This is a genomic window from Sphingobium olei (assembly GCF_042678845.1).
Taxonomy (GTDB): Bacteria; Pseudomonadota; Alphaproteobacteria; order Sphingomonadales; family Sphingomonadaceae; genus Sphingobium; species Sphingobium olei.
The window spans coordinates 355,965-378,160 of record NZ_JBHTLS010000135.1 but is presented as its reverse complement, the minus strand read 5'-3'; the positions used below and the strand labels follow the sequence as shown (position 1 = coordinate 378,160).

Below are 22,196 nucleotides of genomic sequence, written 5' to 3'. Positions count from 1 at the left end.
GTCCCCAACATGACGAAAAGTTCATTAGGAAAGCGCCGCCCTCCGGCGCATAAACAGGGCGTCGGGCTCGCACCCCTGTCGAGCCCGGCAACCCCTCTCTTCTGCATTGAGAGACGACCCATGACCAAGTTGGTTGCCACTGCCCTCCTCGGACTTGCCCTGGCCTGCGGCAGCGTCGCTCCCGCGTCCGCCGCACCCTGCAAGGACGCGAAGGGCAAGTTCGTCAAATGCACCCCCAAGGCGCCCGTCAAAAAGGCGCCCTGCAAGGATGCGAAAGGCCGCTTCATCAAGTGCAAATAATCTCCCCCGTTACGTTGCACTGAACCGTCCCTGAAAAAGTCGACGAACCGGCGGAAGGGGTTCAGACCCGCCCCTGCCGGCCAAGGGCCGCGTTCCCTGCGCCGCCCGGCCAGCCGCTTGACTTCCTGCCCCCTTCTCCTGTCCTGCCCTCCTCAAGGGACCGGCGGAAGGGGGCAGGATCGTGGGTTCCCTCGTCGCCTCCCTCGCGACGCCGCCCGCTTGCCCCCGCGCCCGCGCCCCGCTATCGGCGCACCCCATGACAGCGCACAAGTCCGGCGATCCGACCACCCTCAACCGCCTCTATGGCCGCCAGTCGGGGCCAAAGCTCCGCAAGGGCCAACAGGAACTGGTCGACACCCTCCTCCCCGCCATTTCCGTGCCGGAGGAAGGCGAAGTCAGCGCTGCGTCCCTCTTCGGCACCGACCGGCCCCTGCATTTCGAGATCGGCTTCGGCGGCGGCGAGCATCTCGCCTGGCGCGCCGACCTGCTGCCCGATCACGGTTTCATCGGCGCGGAGCCGTTCCTCAACGGCGTCGTCCAGGCATTGGGCCATGTCCGCGACCAGGGCCTGCCCAATATCCGCCTGCACATGGGCGACGCGCTCCAGGTGCTTGCCCGCATCCCCGACGGAGCCTTGAGCTTCGTCTATCTTCTCCACCCCGACCCCTGGCCCAAGGCGCGCCACGCCAAGCGCCGCATGATGAACCCCGGCCCGGTCGCGATGATCGCGCGGAAATTGAAGCCCGGCGGCGAATTCCGCTTCGGCACCGATCATCCGGTCTATCTGCGCTGGGCGCTGATGGTGATGAACGGCCATCCCGACTTCGACTGGCTGGCGAGCGAGCCGAAGGACTTTCAGAACCGCCCCGGCGGCTGGCCCGAAACCCGCTACGAGGCAAAGGCCCGCCGCCTCGGCCACGAAGTCTGGTATTTCCGCTACCGCCGCCGCCCGCTGGCCGACTGACCCCGCGCCCCCCCGCGCCGGGTCGGCCCGATCAGGCCGTGCGCGGCTTCACCTTCCAATAGGTCGCATAGCGTTCATGCGCGATGCGGTGATAGGGGATCAGCCGCACCGGCGCGCCATCCTCCGCCGCGATGCTGAATTCCAGCGGCCCCGCGCCCGGCTTCACTTGGCTCGCCAGCCGCTCGGGGTCACCCGCGATAGTCGGCACGGCCACCTCGCTCTTGTTATATTCGCCATATTTGCGTTCGTTGACGATGATGTCCGCACCGGGCACCAGCCCCTCCCGCCCCAGCGCGCCCGCCAGCACGATCGGCCCATAGGTGAAAGCGACGATGTCGGGCGCGGCCGGCGCGCGCTCGACCGCAGGCTCCATCGCCAGCCGCAGCTCGACCCGGTCGCCATCCTTCCATGTCCGCGCCAGCTCGACATAGCTGCCCGGCGTCGCGGAGCGTGCCGCTTCCTGCCCGTTCACCAGCACCACCGCCGTCCGGCTCCAGCGCGGATGCCGCAGCTTCAGCGCGATCTCGGTGGGCGCGCGCAGCTTCCATTGCAGGCTTGTCGTCGGCGCGTCGGGGAAGGTCGTGCGCTGCACCAGCGTCGCGCCCTTCTCCCTCCACGCGACGGCGGACGGCACGAACAGGTTCACGTACAGCGCCCGGTCGTCGTGAAAATAGATGGAATCGCGATATTTGACGTGATTCTCCATGCCCGTTCCGGTGCAGCACCAGAAACTGTCCTCGGGCGTATGGTACAGCTTCATGTACCCCGGCCGCGCGCCCTGGAAATAGGTCGCCATGCCGCTGTCCGGGTCTTGCGAGGCCAGGATGCCGTTGTAGAGCGTGCGCTCATAATAGTCGGCATAGTCGGCCTGCGGATCGGCCATGAACAGCATCCGCGCGAGCTTGAGCATATTATGCTGGCAGCAGGTTTCGGACCCCTTGGCCGAAAACACATGCCGGTCGAAATCGGCCATGGCGAAGAAATGCTCATTGTCGCCATGCCCGCCCGTCGCAAAGGACCGGGTGTGCGCCACCGTGCGGAAGAAGAAGGACGCCGCCTGCGCGTAACGATCGTCGCCCGTCACTTCATAGACGCGCTGGAACCCGACGATCTTGGGCACCTGCGTATTGGCGTGCATCCCGTCCAGCAGGTCGCGCCCCTTCACCAGCGGCTCCATCACCGCCTTGTGGGAAAAGCGTTGCGACAGGGCGCGATACTCGTCCTTGCCGGTCATCGCATAGAGGTCGGCATAGATTTCGTTCATGCCGCCATGTTCGGTCGCCAGCATCGCCTCGAACTGCGCGTCGGTCAGCGGCCGGGTCGCAACCACGCCCCAGTCCGCCAGCCGCATCAACACCTCCCGCGACACCGCGCTGTCCGCCAGCAGCGCCCCGTCGCGCAGCCCCGCGTAGACCTTGTGCAGCGTATACCAGGGAACCCCGGTGATCTTGTCGCCGCGGATATGCGCCGCCACCAGCGCCGGCCCGTCGGGAAAGGCGCAGACCAGCCCCGATCCCGCCGCCTTCTGGCAGGCGGCCAGTTCGCCCGCGATATAGTCCACCCGCGTCTTGAACCGCTTGTCCCCGGTGGATCGGTAGGCGAGCGCGCAGGCGGACAGATAATGGCCCAGCGTATGGCCGTGGCAGTTGATCTCGGCCCAGGTCGGCTCGGACTCCCATCCGCCATAGACCGCCGCCTTGGGCTTCAACCCCGCATTGACGCGGAAATTGTGCAGCATCCGATCGGGCTGAAGCCGCAGCAGATAGGCCTCCGTCATCCGCTGGGCGTGGAGGAACGGTCCCTCCGCCAGCGTCACGTCCGCCATGTCGAACGGCTGGAGCCGCGCGGGCTTCGCCACCGCGCCGGGCGCGGCCTCGGCCGCCATTGCCGTGGCCGGCAACACGGCCCCCAGGCCAGCCGTCACAGCGGCGGCGCCCGCACTGGCGAGCAAGTCCCGGCGCGACGGGCCGGTGCAAGGGCGAAGATGGGGCACGGTGGTCTCTCCTGTGGCGCGCTGCGCGCTGGCATGCAGGGATGTTACCGTTCTACTCCGACAAAAGGCAACCATTCCCTGCCGGAAATCGCCGCTCGATCCGGCGTGTCCTGTCAAAAAAGGAGCCGGGCGGACCCGGCGCGAAGAAAAGGGGGAGAGGAAGCAGGCAAGGCGACGGGAGGATGGTGATCGCGATGCCGCCGTTTCAGGGCAAATCTTTTTCCAGTCCTCTCCCCAGTGTCGTAGTCCGCGCCGGGACAGGCCCTTACGGACCGCCCCGGCGCGGCTTTCCGGTTACATCTTGAAGCGGACGCCCGCGCGATAGGTCCGGCCCAGCGCGTCGTAGAGCGCGGGGTTGGAGAAGATGTGGACGATCGCGGGGTCGCGGTTGAACAGATTGTCCACCTTGAAATAGGCGGTGATCTGCGGCGTCAGATTATAGGTGCCGCCAACGTCCATGTAGAATGCGCCGGGGATCTGGTTGTCCTGCGGGCTGATCGTCTGGTTGTTGCCGGTCGACAGTGGGCAGCTGCCGGGTTCGCACTCGACATAATTGTTGCTGATGACGCCGTCGCTGAACCAGCGTTCCTGCAGGAAGAAGGAGAACTGGTCGTTGGAATAGGTCTGCTGCGCCATCCATTTCCAGTCCGGGGTCGCGCCCAGATTCTGCCCCGCCTGGTCGTTGGGGATGGTGCCGGGCAGGCCCGTGTCGCTGATATATTTGGCGACATGGGTGGCCAGGCCGCGCAGCGTCAGCGTACCCGGCAGGCCCAGCGGATTGCGCCACTGATAGCTTGCCTCGATGTCGAAACCCTCGGTCTTGATCGACGCGAAGTTGAACGACTGGACGTTGATGAAGTTCGGCCCGTTCGGATTGTTGAGGTTGAACGAGTTGCAGGTCTGCGGAAGGATGCCGGTGAAGCAGTAGTTCACGATATCGCCCGCGCCCAGGCTGCCGATCACGTCGTCGATCTTGATCTTGTACCAATCGAACGACGCGCTGAAGCCCGGCAGCCAGGACGGGTTGGACAGCGAGATGCCGGCGGTCGTGTTGCGCGCGATTTCCGGCGTCAGTTCGGGATTGCCGACCGTATATTGCAGCGCCAGCACGTTGCGGTTGTTGAACGGATCGAAGAAGTTCGGCAGCGTCGTGGTGACGGGCGCTGCGAACAGTTCGGACAGGTTGGGCGCGCGGATATCGCGCGACGTCACGCCGCGCAGCCGGAAGCCGTCGATCGGCAGTTCCCAGGTGCCGCCGACCTTCCACGTCCACACCGTGCCCGACGTCGAATAGTTGGTGACGCGCGCGGCGGCGTTGATGTTGGCGCGGCCCGCCGCGTCCGAATTGATGACCGGCACGTCGACTTCGACATAGCCTTCCTTGACGTTATAAGCGCCACGGCCGTTGCGATAATTGCCCGCATACCAGTTGACGCCGTCCGCCAGCAGCACCGGATCGGCCGGATAGTCGGCGTTGAACGGCGTGTTGGTGCCGCCCGCGCCATAGGGATCGGCGTTCACGCGGTAGAATTCGCGGCGATATTCGCCACCGAACGCGACCGACACCGGACCCGCCCAGCTATCGAAGGGCTGGCCCGAGAAGTTGAGGCTGACCACGTCCTGCGTCTGCTTGGTGCGCTGATAGGGTCCGTTTTCGGGCTGGACATAGCGCAGCGCCGCTTCCGACGGCGTGCCGCCGATGATGTTGAGCGGCTGGCACCCGTTGGCGCGCGCCACCGGATCGCGGCACACGATCACGCCATTCAGGCTGATCGCGTCGATCGCCCGGTCGAACCGGCGCGACAGCAGGATGTTCTTCACGTCGATGTCGGTGTAGTTGATGCCATGCTCATAATAGGCGTCGTAGTTCCAGTCGGTGCCCAGCACCGGGAACTCGCCCTTGGCCCCCGCAACGAAGCGATATTGGCGGCGGTCGGTATAGACCCGCGTATTGCCCAGCGCCGCGTTGCTGGTGCCGAAGCGGAAGCTGGTGATGCCGGACGCGGCGCACTGGTCGCGCACGATCTGCGGCACGAACGGGTTTTCGCACTGGATCGTCAGGTTGGGCCGGTTCTGACCATTGATCGGCTGGTTGTTGGTCTTCACCTGGCCGACGTTAACGGTAACGTAGACCTCGTTGTTGGGCGCGAAGTCGTAGCCGAGGCGGCTGTAGATGTTGAACCGCTCGATGGCCGACTTGATCGACCGGCCCGAATCGACGTTGCCCGACACGTCGCCGCCCTGGCAGAAGCCGAAGTCGCAGCCGATGACCGTGCCCGCCGCATTGCGCGCCGGCACGCCGTTCGATCCGTACTGGAACTGGAAGGGCCGGCCCGACTGGTCGAACGCGATGCCCTGCAGCGGACCGGCGGTGATCAGGCCATATTTGGTGAAGCCGATCGACTGGGCATAGTCGCGCAGCACCAGCTGCGGGTTGCCGTCATTGGTGATGTTGCGGTTGACCAGCGTGCGCTGGATGAACCAGTCGCGCCCGCCGGCCAGGCCGATGCCGAACGGGCCGGGACCGACGCCCGCCTCGTCGCTATATTCGCCGCTGACGATCAGGTGGACGGTGTCGTCGGCGAAGCTCTTGCCGCCGGCGAGCTGGACCAGCACGGTCTCGTCATCGCCATAGTCGGTGATGCTGCCCTGGATGTTGCCCTTCAGGCCTTTGAAGCGCGTGTCCGTGATGAAGTTCACCACGCCGCCGACCGCGTCCGACCCGTAGGAGGACGACGCGCCGCCATTCACCACGTCGACGCGCTGGACCAGCAACTGGGGGAAGAGGCTGATGTCGGGCGTGCCGGTCACGTTGGCGCCTACGACGCGCTGGCCGTCCAGCAGGGTCAGGGTGCGGATCGCGCCCAGGCCGCGCAGCGAGAAGCTGCTGAGACCCTGCTGGCCGCTCGACGTGCTGAAGGTGTTGGTCTGCGTGCCGCTGGACCCCTGGAGCGAGGGCAGCTGGGCGATGGTCGTGAAGATGTTGGGCTGCGCATTCGCCTGGATCGCGGTCTCATCGACCACCGTGGTCGGCGTCGGCGCGGTATAGCCGCTGGCCTTGATGCGCGATCCGGTGACGATGATGTCAGGAGCGGCGGCGCGCTCTTCCCCCTCCTGGGGCGCGGCGGTCTGGCTCGTGGCGGCCTGACCCGCGGCCTGGGCGAAGGCAGGCGCATAGGCGAGGCCGACGGACAAAGCCGCCATGCTCGCCATCGCGCAACCCGCGCGCATCAGACCACGTTGAAACTGGAAACCTGACATCCTGCTCTCCCCATATGATGATGCTTTGCATCCGATTGCGGGGCGATCAGGCCCCGTTGTTACGCCGCTGCCGCCCAGCCCGTAACAAAGACTCGACAGATTTGTAGTTAGCGCTAACAAGAGCCTACTAACTGGACGATCGTTGTTGTCAATACTCTGACAAGAGTTATTGAGAGGGGATGTTGCTTTTGAACCACAAATGCCCGCAAGCCGGCACGGTCCGCACCCGGACACGCCGCGCCGCCCCTTTCGGGAAAATCGGGCAGGCGCCCGATTCGGCTGGCCTCGTCGCGCCATGCTGAAACTCGTCGGAAAGTTCCGCTGGACCATCATCGGCCTGTTCGTGGGCGCGATGGTCATCAATTACCTGTCGCGTTCGGTGCTCGGCGTCGCCGCGCCGGTGATCCTGGAAGAACAGAGGATCAGCAGCGTGGAATATGGCTGGATCACCGGCGCGTTCCAGCTCGGCGTGATGCTCCAGCCGCTCGCCGGCTATTTCCTCGACAGCGTGGGCCTCAAAATCGGCTTCACCCTCTGCGTCGCGGTCTGGTCGCTCGTCACCATGGCGCACGGCCTGGTCAACGGCTGGTTCGGTTTCGCCGCGCTGCGCGGCCTGCTCGGCCTTGCCGAAGGATCGGCCCAGCCGGCGGGGCAGAAGCTGGTCGCGGAATGGTTCCCGTCCAAGGAGCGCGGCGTCGCCGGCGGCATCTACAATATCGGCGCGTCCTTCGGCGCGGTCTTCGCCCCGCCGCTGGTCGCCTGGGCGGTGATGGTGCACAGCTGGCGGCTGGCCTTCGTCGTCGCGGGCGGCATCGGCCTCGTCTGGGCGATCCTCTGGTATCTCCATTACAACAGCCCGATGCGCCACCCTCGCCTCAGCGCGGAGGAACGCGACTACATCCTCAACAACCAGGAACTGCGCCTCGCCGCGAAGGCAGCCAAGCCCTCGGTTCTGACCCTCGCCCGCCGCCGCGATCTGTGGGGCATCGCCCTGCCGCGCCTGCTGGCCGATCCGGTGTGGGGGATGCTCTCCTTCTGGATGCCGCTCTACCTCGCGCGCGTGCGCGGCTTCGACCTGACCCAGATCGCCCTCTTCGCCTGGCTGCCCTTCCTCGCCGCCGATCTCGGTTGCCTGTTCGGCCCGGCGGTCGTCGCCTTCCTTCAGCGGCGCGGCGTCGACCTCATCGATGCGCGCCGCTGGGCCTTCTCCCTCGGGGCGGTGCTGATGACCGGCATGGCCTTCGTGGGCTTCGCGACCAATCCCTATGCCGCGATCGCGCTGCTGTGCCTGGGCGGCTTCGCGCACCAGACGCTGTCCGTCACCGTCATCACCATGGCGTCCGATCTGTTCGCGAAGAACGAGGTCGCGACCGCCGCGGGCATGGCGGGCCTGGCGGGCAATCTGGGCGTGCTGATCTTTTCGCTTTCCCTGGGGCAGATGGTCGATCAAGTCGGCTACGAACCCTTCTTCATCCTGCTCGGCGTGCTCGACCTGCTCGGCGCCGCCCTTTTGTGGACACTGGTGCGCAAGCCTCAATGACGAACATCTCCAATCCCATCCTGCGGGGCTTCAATCCGGACCCGTCGATCCTGCGCGTGGGCGATGATTTCTACATCGCGACCTCGACCTTCGAATGGTATCCGGGCGTCCAGATCCACCACAGCCGCGACCTCGTCCATTGGCGGCTGGTCGCCCGTCCGCTCAATCGGCCGGGGCAGCTCGACATGCGCGGCGATCCCGACAGCTGCGGCGTCTGGGCGCCGGACCTCAGCTACGCCGATGGCCGCTTCTGGCTGATCTACACCGATGTCAAACGCTATGGCGCGACCACGGTGCAGGGCGCGAAGGGCATGTCGCTGCGGGACTTCCCCAACTATGTCGTCACCTGCGACACCATCGACGGCGACTGGTCGGACGCCGTGCATCTCAACAGCAGCGGCTTCGACCCGGCCCTGTTCCACGACGATGACGGGCGCAGCTGGATGCTCAACATGCTGTGGGACCATCGCCCCGGCCATGGCCGCTTCGCCGGCATCCAGGCGCAGGAACTGGACCGCGCGACGATGAAGCTGGTGGGCGAACCCACGTTGATCTTCAAGGGCACGGAACGCGGCTTCACCGAAGGGCCGCATATGTACAAGCGCGGCGGCTTCTACCACCTGCTCGTGGCGGAAGGCGGCACCGGCTGGGATCATGCCGTGGTCATGGCCCGCTCGCCCGACCTGCTCGGCCCCTATGAGGTGCATCCCGACGGCGCGGTGCTCACCAGCGCGGGGCGGAAGGACATGGAGATCACCCGCGCGGGGCATGGCGACCTGGTCGAACTGGCGGACGGTACGACATGGCTCGCCTATCTGTGCGGCCGTCCGCTGTCGGGGCGCGAGCGCTGCGTCATGGGCCGCGAAACCGCGATCCAGCCGATGCAATGGGGCGAGGATGGCTGGCTGCGCACCATCGCCGGCGACGCACACCCCGATCCGACCCCGCCCGCGCCCGACCTGCCGCCAGCGCCCTGGGATATCGTCCCCTGGGACGGCCGCTTCGACGCGCCGGACCTCCCGCTCGACCTGCAATGGCTGCGCAGCCCGCACGCCGACCGGCTGTTCAGCCTGACGGAGCGCCCCGGCTTCCTGCGCCTCCATGGCCGGGAGACCGTGGGCAGCCTGTTCGAACAGGCGCTGGTGGCGCGGCGGCAGACCGCCTTCCGCTTCACCGCGACGACCTCCCTCGACTTCGCCCCCCGCTGCTTCCAGCAGGCCGCCGGCCTCATCTACTACTATAACAGCACCAAATTTTACTATCTCTGCATCAGCGCGGAGGAGGGACGACGCCAGCTCCAACTGCTCACCGCCTCGCCCGAAAATCCCGAAGGCAACAGCTTCGAAGTGTTGGCGGACGGCCTGCCCGACGGCATGATCGACCTGCGCGCCGATGTCGACGGCGACCGCCTGACCTTCGGCTGGCGGGCGGGGGGCGACCCCGACTGGCGCATCCTGCCGGACGTCCACGACGCCAGCATCCTGTCGGATGAAGTCAGCCTGCCCCGCCTCCCCAACTTCACCGGCGCGTTCGTCGGCATGGCGTGCCAGGATCTGTCGGGCGCGGGCACGCCCGCCGACTTCGCCCGCTTCGTCTATCGGGAAGGGGCTTTGAGCGCCCCGGTGGATTGACGCTCGACGATCCGGTGCTCCAATATCTTTTCGCGCGGCACCCGCGAATTGCGGCCGTTCGCGCCGATCTCTGCGATCAGCAGGCCCAGCGCCTCGGCCGCCAGTGCGCGCACCGGCTGGTGCACGGTCGTCAGCGGCGGCCATAGCGTCAGCGCGGCGGTGGTGTCGTCGAATCCCACCACGGTCAGTTCGGCCGGCACGTCCAGATGACGGCGGTGCGCGACGGAGACGACGGCCGCCGCCATGTCGTCATTGCTGGCGAAGATCGCGGTCGGCGGGTCGCCCGCGCCCAGCAACTGCTCGGCGGCGGCCAGGCCCGACATATAGGTGAAGTCACCCTGCGCCACCTGCACCTCCACCCCGCCCCGCTCGCGCACGGCGGCGTAGAATCCCGCCATGCGCTCGGCGCTCGCCGCCTGGTCGGGATTGCCCAGCACGAAGCCCAGCCGCCGATGGCCCAGGTCCAGCAACAGCCGCGTCATCTGATAGGACGCCGCCCGGTCGTCGATCCGCACGCAGATCGTGTCCGGTGACTGGTACGCGCCCACCGCCGCCATGATGCACCCCGCGCCGCGCAGCACGCGCAGCACTTCGGGCGCCTCGCCCAGTGGCGGCGCCAGCAGCACGCCGCTTACCCCGGATTCGACCAGCTCCTCCACCGCAGCGGTCGGCGGCGGCCGCCCGCCCTCGCCCTTCACCAGCATCAGCCGGGCGCTGCGGGCCGACGCCTCCTCGAATACGCCGGTCAGGAATTCGCTCATGAAGGCGGCGCTGGGATTGGAATAGATCACCCCGATGCGCAGCTCGCTCGACGTCACCAGATTGCGCGCGGCGACATTGGGCGTGTAGGCCAGCGCCTTGATCGCCTCCTCCACCGCCGCCCGCGTCTCGGCGCTCACCCCCGACCGCCCGTTGATGACCCGCGACACCGTCATGGACGATACGCCCGCGCGCGCCGCCACATCGACGATCGTCGCGCCCCGCGCCGGACGATCCGGTCTCGCCATGCCCACCCCCTTTGCCTTCAACAAAGCCAAAGCTCGATCTAGTCCAGCCGCCGCCGCTGGCAAAGGGGGCAAAAGGGCGTAGATCGACGCTCCTGCCCCGCCGGGCGCCCCCGACCCGGCCCGGAACGCCGCCGACCCGTTTAGCGGAGGCCCTTGGTCTCGATCGTCAGCCTTTTGTCGCTGCAATAGCCGCAGTTCGCGCCCTTGAACCGCGCGCCCGCCGCCGCGTCGCCCTTCAGCTGCCAGTCGAGCCAGGCCGCCACCACCTCCGCGCCCAGCCCGCCGTGCGGCTGCATATAGGTGCCGCCATGGCCGACGGGGATGTTGACCAGCGCGGCCGGCACGGCGCTGATGCGGGCATAATCGTCGGTCCCGTTGGCGTAGGCGATGTCCTCCTTGCCGCCCAGCACATAGAGGATGGGGCCGTGCAGTCCGTTCAGCAGCTTCTTGTCGGACACGACGCCCGAAATCGGGTTCGCCCCTTCATTGAAGAAGCCGCTGTTCATGATGACGGCGGTCCTGACGCGCGGCTCCTGCGCGACGCTCAGCGCCTGCAACCCGCCGCAGCTCCAGCCCGAAGCCGCCACCTTGTCCGCCGCCACCTTGCCGTGGAACGGGCTGCCCGGCCGTGCCGCCTCGCGCTGCGCCCAGTCGATCGCCTGGCTCAGCTGCTCCGTGCGCGTCTGCGCCGTCAGCTGCCCCGGACGAGGGCCACCGCCCGCTTCGGCCTCTCGCGGCTCCGGCCCCGGTATGCGGCCCGGCGCGATCACCAGATAGCCGTGCGACGCGATTTCCAGCAGGTGATTGCGCGACGCCGTCCCGTCCGCGCCGCACCCGCCATTGCCGAACACATAGATGCCGAGCTGTTCCCGCCCGACCTTGCTCAAGTCCCTGGGCCGATAGACCACCTGGTCCGGCAGGTCCGCCCGCGCTTCGTAGATTGCGGGATAGGGGCCGCTCCCCTCCTCGACTGCCGGCTGGGCCGACGCGGCGGCCGCCATGACAAAGCTCAGCCCGACTGTGATCAACGCGCGCATCATCCTCTCCCAAATGTACGACTATGCGGCCGGCGGGGCCGCGCCGGCTTGCGCGCCGCCTTTGCGGTTTACACGATGTCATGCGGCACAGCATAAGCGGAATCCAGCCTGACAACGTTGGCGTGCAAAATATTTGTGGGAGTTATTGACCGCCCTTCTGGATCGTATAGGATTCTGCCGCCGACCACCCGAAGCGGGCAATAACGTCGGCGCGGTAATCGATCGCGATAATTTACAGGGGATGCTGGATGACCGAACGGGCCATGCTTTTCGATCGACGTCAGGCGCTTTTGGCGTCGTCTCTGGGCGGCGCGGCCGCGCTCCTGCCCGGCGAAGCGGCCGCCGCCACCCGCCCGGCCCGCTCGTCTGGCGGCGCCGGCACCTGCACCACTCCGCGCAATGCTATCGCGAAGACCCGCTACGGCCCGGTGCGCGGCTATGTCGCGGGCGACGTCTTCACCTTCAAGGGAATCCCCTATGGCGACGACACCGGCGGCGAAAATCGCTGGCTGCCCGCCAAGCCGCCCAAGCCCTGGACCGATCCCTACAACGCGCTCGCCTATGGCGCGAACTGCCCGCAGACGCTGCACAGCTTCCGCGCCAAGGAACATACCTTCCTCCAGCAATGGACCGACGGCTTCCTGGGCGAGGATATGCTCAAGCTCAACGTCTGGACGCCCTCGCTCTCGGGCAACCGCCCGGTCATGGTCTATTTCCACGGCGGCGGCTTCGCCTTCGGCTCCTCCTACGAACTCGCCTCGCATGACGGCGCGCAGATGGCGCGGCACCATGACGTGGTTCAGGTGTCGATCAACCACCGCCTCAACGTGCTGGGCTTCCTCGACCTCGTGGAGATGGGCGGCGACGCCTATGCCGAATCTGTCAATGTCAGCATGACCGACTGCATCGCCGCGCTGCGCTGGGTGCGGGAAAATATCGCGGCCTTCGGCGGCAATCCCGATCGCATCATGATCTACGGCCAGTCGGGCGGCGCGTCGAAGGTGACGACGCTCATGGGCATGCCGTCGGGCAAAGGTCTCATCCACCGCGCGGCGGCGCAGTCGGGCGGCGGCGGCAACATCCCCACACTGGAGCAATCGCGCGATTTCTCCCGCCGCGTCATCCGGGAACTGGGCGTCCGCCCGCGCGACATGGCAACGCTGCAGAAGATGGACTGGGCCACGCTCTTCGCGGCGGGCAACAAGGTCGCGGAGCAGATCAACGGTCCGCGCGGGGCGGGCGGCCCCTCCACAACGCCGCGCGTCGGCTGGAACCCGACGATGGACGGCCGGGTCATCACCGTCCGCTCCTTCTTCGACGCCGCGCCCGACGTGTCGCGCGACGTCCCCATGCTGATCGGCAACACCAGCGAGGAAGGGATGCGCTTCGGCTCCAACCCGACCGAGGCGGAATGGCGCGCCGAGCTTGCCGGCCAATATGGCGCGCAAAAGGCCGACGCGCTCATCGCCCAGATGAAGCGCGATCACCCGGAAAAGGCGATCCGCACCCTCTCCTACGGCGTCTCCTCGCTCGGCTATCGCAACCGCATCCAGTCGATGGTCGCCCTGCGCGACAAGCAGGCCGGGGCCGCGCCCACCTACCAATATCTCTTCCAGTGGCAGTCACCCCAATTGGATGGCGTCGCGGGCGCCTGGCACACCGCCGATCTCGCCTTCGTGTTCGACAACACCGCGCTCTGCGATCAGGGCACCGGCAACACGCCGCAGGCGCAGAAGCTCGCCCGCACCATGGCGACCGCCTGGGCCAATTTCGCCCGCACCGGCAACCCCAGCCAGCAGGGCCTTGCCTGGACGCCCACCAACGCCACCCGCTGCGCCACGATGGTCTTCGACGATCAGTGCCGCATGGTCGACGATCCCGAAGGCGCAGCGCGCCGCATCATCCTCACCTGAAAACCCATCAAGGACTTTACCCCCATGCGCCGGACGCTGCTTTCCTTCCTCGCCCTCGCCGCTTTGGCGACGCCTGCCCTCTCGCAGGACGCAGCGCCCGGCGCCAATCCCATCATCCGCGACAAGTTCACCGCCGATCCCGCGCCGATGGTCGATGGCGACCGCCTCTACCTCTATGTCGGCCATGACGAGGCGCAGCGGGACGAGATGTTCAACATGAAGGAATGGCTGGTCTATTCCACCACCGACATGCGCCACTGGACCGATCACGGCCCGATCATGAACGTCAGCGACTTCAAATGGGCGAAGAAGGACGCCTGGGCCTCCCAGACGATCAAGAAGAACGGCAAATACTGGTTCTACGCCGCGGTCGAGCACGACAACACCCATCCCGGCAAGGCAATCGCCGTCGCGGTTTCCGACACCCCCACCGGCCCCTTCAAGGACGCGAAGGGCTCCGCCCTCATCACCAACCAGATGACGCCCAAGGGCACCCATAGCTGGGAGGACATCGACCCCACCGTCTTCACCGACGACGATGGCACGACTTGGATCGCCTGGGGCAACCGCCAGGCCTATATCGCCAAGCTGAAGCCCAACATGATCGAGCTGGACGGCCCCATCCGCGAGATCACCCCGCTCCATTTCGAGGAAGGCCCCTGGCTGCACAAGCGCGGCAAGCTCTATTATCTCACCTACGCCTCGCTGGACCGCGCCACCCACCGGGACGAGCGCATTTCCTACGCCACCGCCACCTCGCTCAACGGCCCCTGGACCTATCGCGGCGAACTCACCGGATCGGGCAAATACAGCTTCACCATTCATCCCGGCATCGCCCAGTTCAAGGGGCAATGGTACATCTTCCTGCACAATGCCGCGCTCGCCATCGGCGACCTCAACGGCTCGATCGGCCGCCGCGCCGTCACGGTCGAACGGCTGGAGTATAACTCTGACGGCACGATGAAGCCGGTCGTGCAAACGGATGCCGGCGTGACCGCGCCCAAACAATAGACTCCGACAATTGTTAGCGTTATCAGATCGGCAGCCGCCGTCACATCGCGGCGCCTGGAGGAGAGACATGACCGTGCCGTACCGGACCCTTGCCATCGCCGCCCTGCCTTTGGCGCTGCTGTCCACATCGCTGTCCGCCAACGCCGCGCCCGCGCGCTTCGACAGCTTCAGCTACAAGGGCCAGTCGATCGAAAAGGTGACAGTAAAGCCCGGCGAATATCGCAATCCGATCCTGACCGGCTATTATCCCGACCCTTCGGTCCTGCGGGTGGGCGACGACTATTATCTCGTCAATTCCTCCTTCGCCCATTATCCCGGCCTGCCGATCTTCAAGTCGAAGGATCTGGTCAACTGGACCCAGATCGGCAACGCGATCGACCGGCCCGAACAGCTCGATTTCACCGGCCGCCGCATATCCCAGGCGGTGTTCGCCCCGGCGATCAGCTATCACGACGGCACCTTCTACATCGTCAACACCTGCGTCGAATGTAAGGGCAACTTCATCATCACGGCGAAGAACCCCGCCGGTCCCTGGTCCAACCCCATCTGGCTGCCCTTCGAAGGCATCGACCCCTCCATCTACTGGGAGGGCGACAAGGCCTATATCGTCAACAACCGCGCCCCCAACGAACCGCCCCGCTATGACGGCCACCGCGCCATCTGGATCCAGGAATATGACTGGCGCGCCGGCAAGATGGTGGGGGAAAGCACGCAGCTCATCAACGGTGGCGTCGACATAGCCAAGAAGCCCGTCTGGATCGAAGGGCCGCACATCTTCAAGAAGGACGGCTATTATTATCTGACCGCGGCCGAAGGCGGCACCAGCGTCAACCATTCGCAGGTCGTCTTCCGCTCGAAGGAACTGCGCGGGCCGTACATCCCCTATGAAGGCAACCCCATCCTCACCCAGCGCGATCTCGATCCGCAGCGGCCCGACTTCATCGGCTCGGCGGGTCATGCCCAGCTTGTCCAGACGCAGAAAGGCGACTGGTGGGCGACCTTCCTCGCCGTCCGCCCCTATGACCGCGACGACCATTATAATATCGGCCGCGAAACCTTCCTGCTGCCGGTGACGTGGAAGGACGGCTGGCCCGTCATCCTCCCGCGCGGGCAGGCCATCCCCCACGCGCTCAAGGTGCCGAACCTCCCCGCCCAGCCAAAGCCGCCCATCCCCACCAGCGGCGACTTCTCCTATGTCGAGAATTTCGACGGCAAGGCGCTGCCGATGCAATGGATCGGCATCCGCACTCCGAAGCAGCCCTTCTACACTCTCAAGGACGGCGCGCTGGAGCTGGAGAGCGGCGCGCCCATCGGTGACCTGAACGGCGTCCCCGCCTTCATCGGCCGCCGCCAGCAGCATGCCAACGCGACCTTCTCCACCACCCTGCGTTATGCGCCGGAAAAGGATGGCGACCGCGCCGGCCTCGCCGCCGTGCAAAGCGACCGCAGCAACCTCTTCTTCGGCCTCACCCGCATCGCCGGAAAGCCGGTCGTCGCGCTCTACACCCGCGACGCCGCCGACGCCGACACGCTGGTCGCCTCCGCCCCCGTCGCGACCGCCGGCCCGATCACGCTGACCATCCGCATCACCGGAGGCACCATGGCGTTCGACTATGGCGCGGGTGGCAAGACCCGCACGCTCAAGGCCAATGTGGACGCCACGCTGCTCAGCACGAAGAAGGCCGGCGGCTTCGTCGGCACGGTGGTCGGCCCCTATCACTACACGCCGGCGTCGTGATCGTGCGCCCCCTCGCACTCGCGCTCGCCGCCACGCTCGCCACCGCCGCCCCCGCGCAAGTTTGGCGCTCGGACCAGGGCGACGGCACCTACCGCAATCCCGTCCTTTTCGCCGATTATCCCGATCCCGACATCATCCGCGTGGGCGATGATTTCTATTTCGTCTCGACCACCTTCGCCAATTCGCCGGGCGTCACCATCCTTCATTCCAAGGATCTGGTGAACTGGCGCATCGTCTCCCATGTCGTCGACCGGCTGGATGGCGACCCGCGCTATGACCTGAAAAACGGCGGCGACTATCGCCACGGCTTCTACGCCGCCAGCCTCCGCCGCCACAAGGGCATGTTCTACCTCGCGGTCACCCCGGTCGGGCACAAGACGCGCATCTATCGCTCGGCCAGCATCACCGGACCCTGGACCTACAAGGAACTGGACCGCGAAGCCTTCGACCCCGCGCTCTTCATCGACGGCGACGGCACCGCCTATCTCGGCACTTCCATCGGCAGCGACGGCACGGTCACGCTGCTGACCCTCAACGACGATCTCTCCGCCGTCACCGCCGCGAAGGTCACCTATTACAACAAGGGCGCGGAAGGATCGAAGATCGTCCGCCACGACGGCTATTATTATCTCTTCAACGCCATCCCCGGCAAGCTGGCGATGACCGTCTCGCGCTCGCGCAGCCTCTGGGGACCATGGGAAACCAAGCCGTCGATCGACGACAGGACCGGCGGCCATCAGGGCGCGATCGTCGATATGCCCGATGGCAGCTGGTACGGCTTCGTCATGGTGGACGCGGGCGCGATCGGCCGCATGACCAATATCAGCCCGATCTTCTGGAAGGACGGCTGGCCTTGGTGGGGCACGCCCGACCGGCCCGACTTCGTGCCCGAACGCTCGCCAAAGCCGATTCTGGGCCATCCCTTTGCCGAGCCGCCCACCTCCGACAATTTCTCCGCCCCGAAGCTCGGCCTGCAATGGCAATGGAACCATAATCCCGACGACAGCAAATGGTCGCTCAAGGAACGCCCTGGCTTCCTCCGCCTCCACGCCACCCAGGCAGACGGCATCTGGACCGCGCGCAACACGCTGACGCAAAAGGCGCAGGGGCCGAAGATGCGCGCCATCGCAAAGCTCGACACCGCTGGCATCCGGTCCGGCGACGTCTGCGGCCTCGGCAGCTTCGGCAAATATAATGCCCAGCTTTCGGTCGTCGGCGGCGCGAAGGGCGGCAAGGCGCTGCGGATGATGCTGACCGAAAGCACCAAGGACGGCCCGGTCACGCAGGTCCGCATCCCGTCGATTCCCATCAAGGGCCGCGCTCTCTGGCTGCGCACCGACATGGATTTCGACACGAAGCTCGGCCGCGTCGCCTACAGCCTCGACAATGTCGAATGGCGGCAGGCCGGCGACAGCTTCCCGCTCGCCTTCGACTGGCGCACCGGCACCTTCCAAGGGCAGCAGATCGCCCTCTCCTGCTACAATCCCGCCCCGACCGGCGGCTATCTCGACGTGGACAGCTTCACGCTCCAACCCCTCCCCACAGGAGTGCAGCCATGACCCTCAGCCGCCGCGAGAGCCTTGCCGCGATGGCGGCCGGCACCGCCGCGCTCGCCACCGTCCGTCCCGCCGACGCAGCCCCCACCGCGCCCCACCCGCTCACCCTCTGGTATCGCCAGCCCGCCGCCAAGTGGACGGAGGCCCTGCCCATCGGCAACGGCCGCTTGGGCGCGATGGTCTTCGGCGGCACGGCGCAGGAAAAGCTGCAACTCAACGAAAGCACTCTTTGGGCGGGACAGCCCTACGACCCGGTCAACCCGGACGCGAAGGCGAACCTGCCCAAAGTCCGCGACCTCATCTTCGCCGGCCGGATCGAGGAAGCCGAAGCGCTCGCCAACAAGATGCTGATGGCAAAGCCGCTCACGCAAATGCCCTATCAGACGCTGGGCGACCTGATCCTCGACTTTCCGGGCCTCGGGAAGGAAAGCGCCTATCATCGCGAGCTCGATCTCGACGCCGCGATGGCGACCACGCGCTTCACCGCGAACGGCGCGACCCATGTCCGTCAGGTCATCGCGTCGCCCGCCGACAACATCCTCGCCATCCGCCTGACCTCGACCGGCAAGCTCGACGTGGACATCGCCCTCCGCTCCCCGCAGCGCGACGTTCAGATCGCGGCGGACGGCCCCACCGGCCTGCTCCTCACCGGCCGCAACGGTTCGTCCAAGGGCATCGAAGGCAATGTCCGCTTCGCCGCCCGCCTGACCGCCAGCATCGACGGCGGCCGCGCGACCCAAAGCCCCGACGGCCGCCTCTCCATCCGTGGCGCGAAGACCGTCACCCTGCTCCTCGCCATGGCGACCAGCGCCCGCCGCTTCGACGATGTCTCCGGCGACCCCCTCGCCGCCACCGCCGCGGCATTGGCAAAGGCGAAGACCCACCCCTTCGCGCGCATCGCCGCCGACACCGCCGCCGCGCACCAGCGCCTGTTCCGCCGCGTCGCGCTCGACCTCGGCACCACGCCCGCTGCTGCACTCCCGACCGACGAGCGCATCGCCGCCTCCCAGACCAGCGACGATCCCGCGCTCGCCGCCCTCTATTTCCACTATGCCCGCTATCTGCTGATCTGTTCGTCCCGCCCCGGCGGCCAGCCCGCCAATCTTCAGGGCCTCTGGAACGACAGCCTCAATCCCCCCTGGGGCTCCAAATATACGATCAACATCAATACGGAGATGAATTATTGGCCCGCCGAGCCGGTGGCGCTGGGCGAATGCGTCGAGCCGCTGGTCCAGATGGTGCGCGAACTCGCCGTCACGGGCGCGCGCACCGCGCGGACCATGTATGGCGCGCGCGGCTGGGTGGCGCATCACAACACGGACTTCTGGCGCGCCACCGCCCCCATCGACGGCGCGCAGTTCGGCCTCTGGCCCACCGGCGGCGCGTGGCTCTGCACGCATCTGTGGGATCATTACGACTATAACCGCGACCGCACTTACCTCGCGTCAATCTACCCGCTGCTGGCAGGCTCCGCCCGCTTCTTCCTCGACACGCTCCAGCGCGATCCGACCACCGGCTTCCTCGTCACCAACCCGTCGATGAGCCCCGAAAATCCCCACGGCCATGGCGGCACCATCTGCGCCGGGCCGACGATGGACATGGGCATCCTGCGCGACCTCTTCACCCAGACGATGGAGGCCGCCACGATCCTGGGCACCGACGCGCCGCTCGTCGCGGAGATGCGCGCCGCCCGCGACAAACTCGCCCCCTACAAGGTCGGACGTCAGGGCCAGCTTCAGGAATGGCAGCAGGATTGGGACAGCGACGCGCCCGAACAGAATCACCGCCACGTCTCGCATCTCTACGGCCTGCATCCGTCGCGCCAGATTACGCCGGAAGGCACCCCCGCGCTCGCCGCCGCCGCCCGCCGCACGCTGGAGATACGCGGCGACCGCGCGACCGGCTGGGCGACCGCATGGCGCATCAACCTGTGGGCGCGGCTGCGCGAAGGCGATCACGCGCATGAGATACTGCGCTTCCTGCTCGGCCCCGAACGCACCTATCCCAATATGTTCGACGCGCATCCGCCCTTCCAGATCGACGGCAATTTCGGCGGCGCGGCGGGCATCGTCGAAATGCTGATGGACAGCCATGGCGACAGGATCGACCTGCTGCCCGCCTTGCCGAAAGCCTGGCCGGCCGGCCGCGTCACCGGCCTCCAGGCTCGGGGCCGCTGCGCCGTGGACGTCCACTGGCGGGACGGCACCCTCGACCGCGCGATCCTCCGCCCCGCCCTGTCCGGCCCCCGCACCGTCCGCCTCGGCGGGAAAAGCCGTACCCTGACGCTCAAGGCCGGAACGCCGGTCACGCTGACCCCCAAGGATTTCGCATGACCCTGCGCCGCTTCCTCCTGCCGATCGCCCTGCTCTGCGCCGGAACCAGCCTGTCCGCCCAAACCGCCCCCGCCGACCCGCTCGCTCCCACCGGCCGCTGGACCGCCTATGCAGCGGGCAGCGCCCAGCTTCCGCCGATGGGCTGGAACAGCTGGAACGCCTTCTTCACCGAAATCGACGAGGAGAAGCTGATGGGCTCGGCCCGTCGCATCCTCGACAGCGGCCTCGCGGAAAAGGGCTATCGCTACATCAACATCGACGATGGCTGGGCCTTGAAGCGCCGCACCAGCGATGATCGCCTGATCCTGCGCGCGGACAAATTCCCCTCCGCGCTCACCGGCAGGAACAAGGGCACGCCCTCCTTCCGCCCCCTCACCGACCGGCTCCACGCCATGGGGTTCAAGGCGGGCATCTATTCCGACCTTGGCCGCAACACCTGTTCGCAGGCCTATTCGGACGGCCCGACCCAGCTGCCCGAAGGCACTGTGGCGGAACGGGAAGTCGGCCTCTACGGCCACACCGACAAGGACATCCGCCTCTTCTTTTCCGATTGGGGTTTCGACGCGATCAAGGTGGACGGCTGCGGCATCCGCGCCTTCGCGGACGATGCGCCCCGCGTGCGGAGCGGCCAGTTCCGCGCGCTCGTCCCCATCATCGACCAGCACAGCGTCACCCGCTCGAACGTCCCGGCGGTGAAGGCGCTGTTCGCCGACATCAACCAGTCGCTCGCCCGCTACAATCCAGACGGCGACTATATGCTCTCGCTCTGCATCTGGGGCAGCGCCAATGTCCGCAGCTGGGGCAAGGACGTGGGCAACATCTCCCGCACCAGCGACGACATCTCCGCCGACTGGGGCCGGATGCTCACCAATTTTGACAGCGCCGCCCGCCGCGCCTTCTATGCGCATCCGGGCAGCTGGAACGATCCCGACATGCTCTTCATCGGCAAGGGCGATTTCGACGCGGATCACCTGACGGAGGCGCGCTCCCACTTCGCGCTCTGGGCGATGCTGAACGCGCCGCTGCTGATCGGCGCGGACCTGCGCTCGACGCCGCAGCCGCTGATCGACATTTTCGGCAATGCCGACCTCATCGCCCTCAATCAGGATTCCGCCGGCAACCAGGCAGTGATGGCCTTCGACGCGGACGGCTTCCAGATCCTCGTCAAGACGCTCGCGAACGGCGACAAGGCCGTTGCGCTGTTCAATCGCGGCCTTGCCCCCATCGACGCCGTGCTCACTGCCGATCACCTCAAGTTCCGCGCCGACCGCCCGGTCGCACTCGCCAATCTCTGGACCGGAGCCAAGAGCGACTTCACCAAGGAAATGAAGCTGCGCGTCGCGCCGCGCGAAACCGTCGTCTTCCGGGCAAAGGGCGAACGGGTGCTGGCCGACGGCCTCTATCTCTCCGAACAGCCCGGCATGGTGAACCCGGCCGCCGATGGCGTGGTCCAGCCCGAACCCGATCCCACCATCTACCGCTCGATCCCCAACTGGCGCGGTACGCGCGGCATTGGCGAGCGCCCCATGTATGCCGGCTGGGGCGGCGCGATGGCGGACTTCACCCCCTACAACCAGCCGCTGACGATCGCGGGCAAGACTTTCACCTCGGGCGTCGGCATCCTCGCCAACAGCCGCCTGGAAGTGCGCAACGCCGGCTTCGCCCGATTCTCGGCGCAGGTCGGCGTGGACGACAGCGCATTGGACGGCGACCAGCCGGTGCGCTTCTTCCTCTATGGTGACGGCAAGCCGCTCGCCAGCACCCCGCCGCTCCGCCGGGGCCAGCCAGCGCAGGCCATCGCCGCTGACGTCAAGGGCGTGAAGCTGCTCGAACTCGTCGCCCGCGCCGATGGGGTAAAGGGCAACGCCGTGCCCGTCAGCTGGGGGGACGCCGCGCTCCTGCGCTGACGTCC

14 protein-coding genes are annotated in these 22,196 nt (G+C 66.8%); 10 read left to right on the top strand and 4 right to left on the bottom strand.

Annotated features, from left to right (window positions below):
- The first annotated feature begins 120 nt into the window (after positions 1–120).
- Both ACFQ24_RS21580 and trmB read left to right on the top strand, forming a co-directional pair.
- The gene (locus tag ACFQ24_RS21580; RefSeq protein ID WP_380915045.1) at positions 121–300 is read left to right on the top strand and encodes a hypothetical protein; all 180 of its coding nucleotides are present in this window, start codon (positions 121–123) and stop codon (positions 298–300) included.
- A gap of 256 nt (positions 301–556) precedes the next feature.
- Positions 557–1,264, top strand: coding sequence for a tRNA (guanosine(46)-N7)-methyltransferase TrmB (gene trmB, locus ACFQ24_RS21575; RefSeq protein WP_380915043.1), 708 nt, complete (start codon positions 557–559; stop codon positions 1,262–1,264).
- A gap of 31 nt (positions 1,265–1,295) precedes the next feature.
- On the opposite strand, the gene ACFQ24_RS21570 is transcribed toward trmB, so the two are convergent.
- Together ACFQ24_RS21570 and ACFQ24_RS21565 are read right to left on the bottom strand one after the other, a co-directional pair.
- Entirely contained in the window at positions 1,296–3,149 is a 1,854-nt protein-coding gene (locus tag ACFQ24_RS21570) for a glycoside hydrolase family 127 protein (RefSeq protein WP_380915451.1), read from the bottom strand.
- A 402-nt stretch (positions 3,150–3,551) separates the two neighbouring features.
- Complete coding sequence (locus tag ACFQ24_RS21565; RefSeq protein ID WP_380915041.1) at positions 3,552–6,461, bottom strand: TonB-dependent receptor plug domain-containing protein; 2,910 nt, start codon at positions 6,459–6,461, stop codon at positions 3,552–3,554.
- Positions 6,462–6,813: 352 nt separating this feature from the next.
- On the opposite strand from ACFQ24_RS21565, the gene ACFQ24_RS21560 reads away from it, so the two are divergent.
- Both ACFQ24_RS21560 and ACFQ24_RS21555 read left to right on the top strand, forming a co-directional pair.
- Positions 6,814–8,058, top strand: a complete 1,245-nt coding sequence (locus ACFQ24_RS21560) for an MFS transporter (RefSeq protein ID WP_380915039.1) — start codon at positions 6,814–6,816, stop codon at positions 8,056–8,058.
- Positions 8,055–9,689 carry a glycoside hydrolase family 43 protein gene (locus ACFQ24_RS21555; RefSeq protein WP_380915037.1) on the top strand — a complete coding sequence of 545 codons (1,635 nt, stop codon included), beginning with the start codon at positions 8,055–8,057 and terminating at the stop codon, positions 9,687–9,689. Before ACFQ24_RS21560 ends, ACFQ24_RS21555 begins: the two co-directional genes overlap by 4 nt.
- On the opposite strand, the gene ACFQ24_RS21550 is transcribed toward ACFQ24_RS21555, so the two are convergent.
- Together ACFQ24_RS21550 and ACFQ24_RS21545 are read right to left on the bottom strand one after the other, a co-directional pair.
- The gene (locus ACFQ24_RS21550; RefSeq protein WP_380915035.1) at positions 9,653–10,696 is read right to left on the bottom strand and encodes a LacI family DNA-binding transcriptional regulator; all 1,044 of its coding nucleotides are present in this window, start codon (positions 10,694–10,696) and stop codon (positions 9,653–9,655) included. The two genes, ACFQ24_RS21555 and ACFQ24_RS21550, sit on opposite strands and share 37 nt — an antisense overlap.
- A 140-nt stretch (positions 10,697–10,836) precedes the next feature.
- Positions 10,837–11,733 (bottom strand): hypothetical protein, encoded by an 897-nt coding sequence (locus ACFQ24_RS21545; RefSeq protein ID WP_380915033.1) that lies wholly within the window; start codon positions 11,731–11,733, stop codon positions 10,837–10,839.
- Positions 11,734–11,981: 248 nt separating this feature from the next.
- Between ACFQ24_RS21545 and ACFQ24_RS21540 the strand changes: the two genes are divergently transcribed.
- The 6 genes from ACFQ24_RS21540 (at position 11,982) to ACFQ24_RS21515 (ending at position 22,191) form a co-directional block, all read left to right on the top strand.
- On the top strand, positions 11,982–13,646 hold the full coding sequence (locus ACFQ24_RS21540) for a carboxylesterase/lipase family protein (RefSeq protein ID WP_380915031.1): 1,665 nt from the start codon (positions 11,982–11,984) through the stop codon (positions 13,644–13,646).
- 24 nt (positions 13,647–13,670) lie between these two features.
- Positions 13,671–14,657 carry a glycoside hydrolase family 43 protein gene (locus ACFQ24_RS21535; protein WP_380915029.1) on the top strand — a complete coding sequence of 329 codons (987 nt, stop codon included), beginning with the start codon at positions 13,671–13,673 and terminating at the stop codon, positions 14,655–14,657.
- Between the two features lie 67 nt (positions 14,658–14,724).
- Positions 14,725–16,395: a glycoside hydrolase family 43 protein gene (locus ACFQ24_RS21530; protein ID WP_380915027.1), complete on the top strand. Its 1,671-nt coding sequence runs from the start codon at positions 14,725–14,727 to the stop codon at positions 16,393–16,395.
- The gene (locus ACFQ24_RS21525; RefSeq protein WP_380915025.1) at positions 16,392–17,954 is read left to right on the top strand and encodes a glycoside hydrolase family 43 protein; all 1,563 of its coding nucleotides are present in this window, start codon (positions 16,392–16,394) and stop codon (positions 17,952–17,954) included. The genes ACFQ24_RS21530 and ACFQ24_RS21525 overlap by 4 nt, the downstream gene beginning before the upstream one ends.
- Positions 17,951–20,284, top strand: coding sequence for a glycoside hydrolase family 95 protein (locus ACFQ24_RS21520; protein WP_380915023.1), 2,334 nt, complete (start codon positions 17,951–17,953; stop codon positions 20,282–20,284). Before ACFQ24_RS21525 ends, ACFQ24_RS21520 begins: the two co-directional genes overlap by 4 nt.
- Positions 20,281–22,191 (top strand): NPCBM/NEW2 domain-containing protein, encoded by a 1,911-nt coding sequence (locus tag ACFQ24_RS21515; RefSeq protein WP_380915021.1) that lies wholly within the window; start codon positions 20,281–20,283, stop codon positions 22,189–22,191. The genes ACFQ24_RS21520 and ACFQ24_RS21515 overlap by 4 nt, the downstream gene beginning before the upstream one ends.
- The last annotated feature ends 5 nt before the right edge of the window (positions 22,192–22,196 follow it).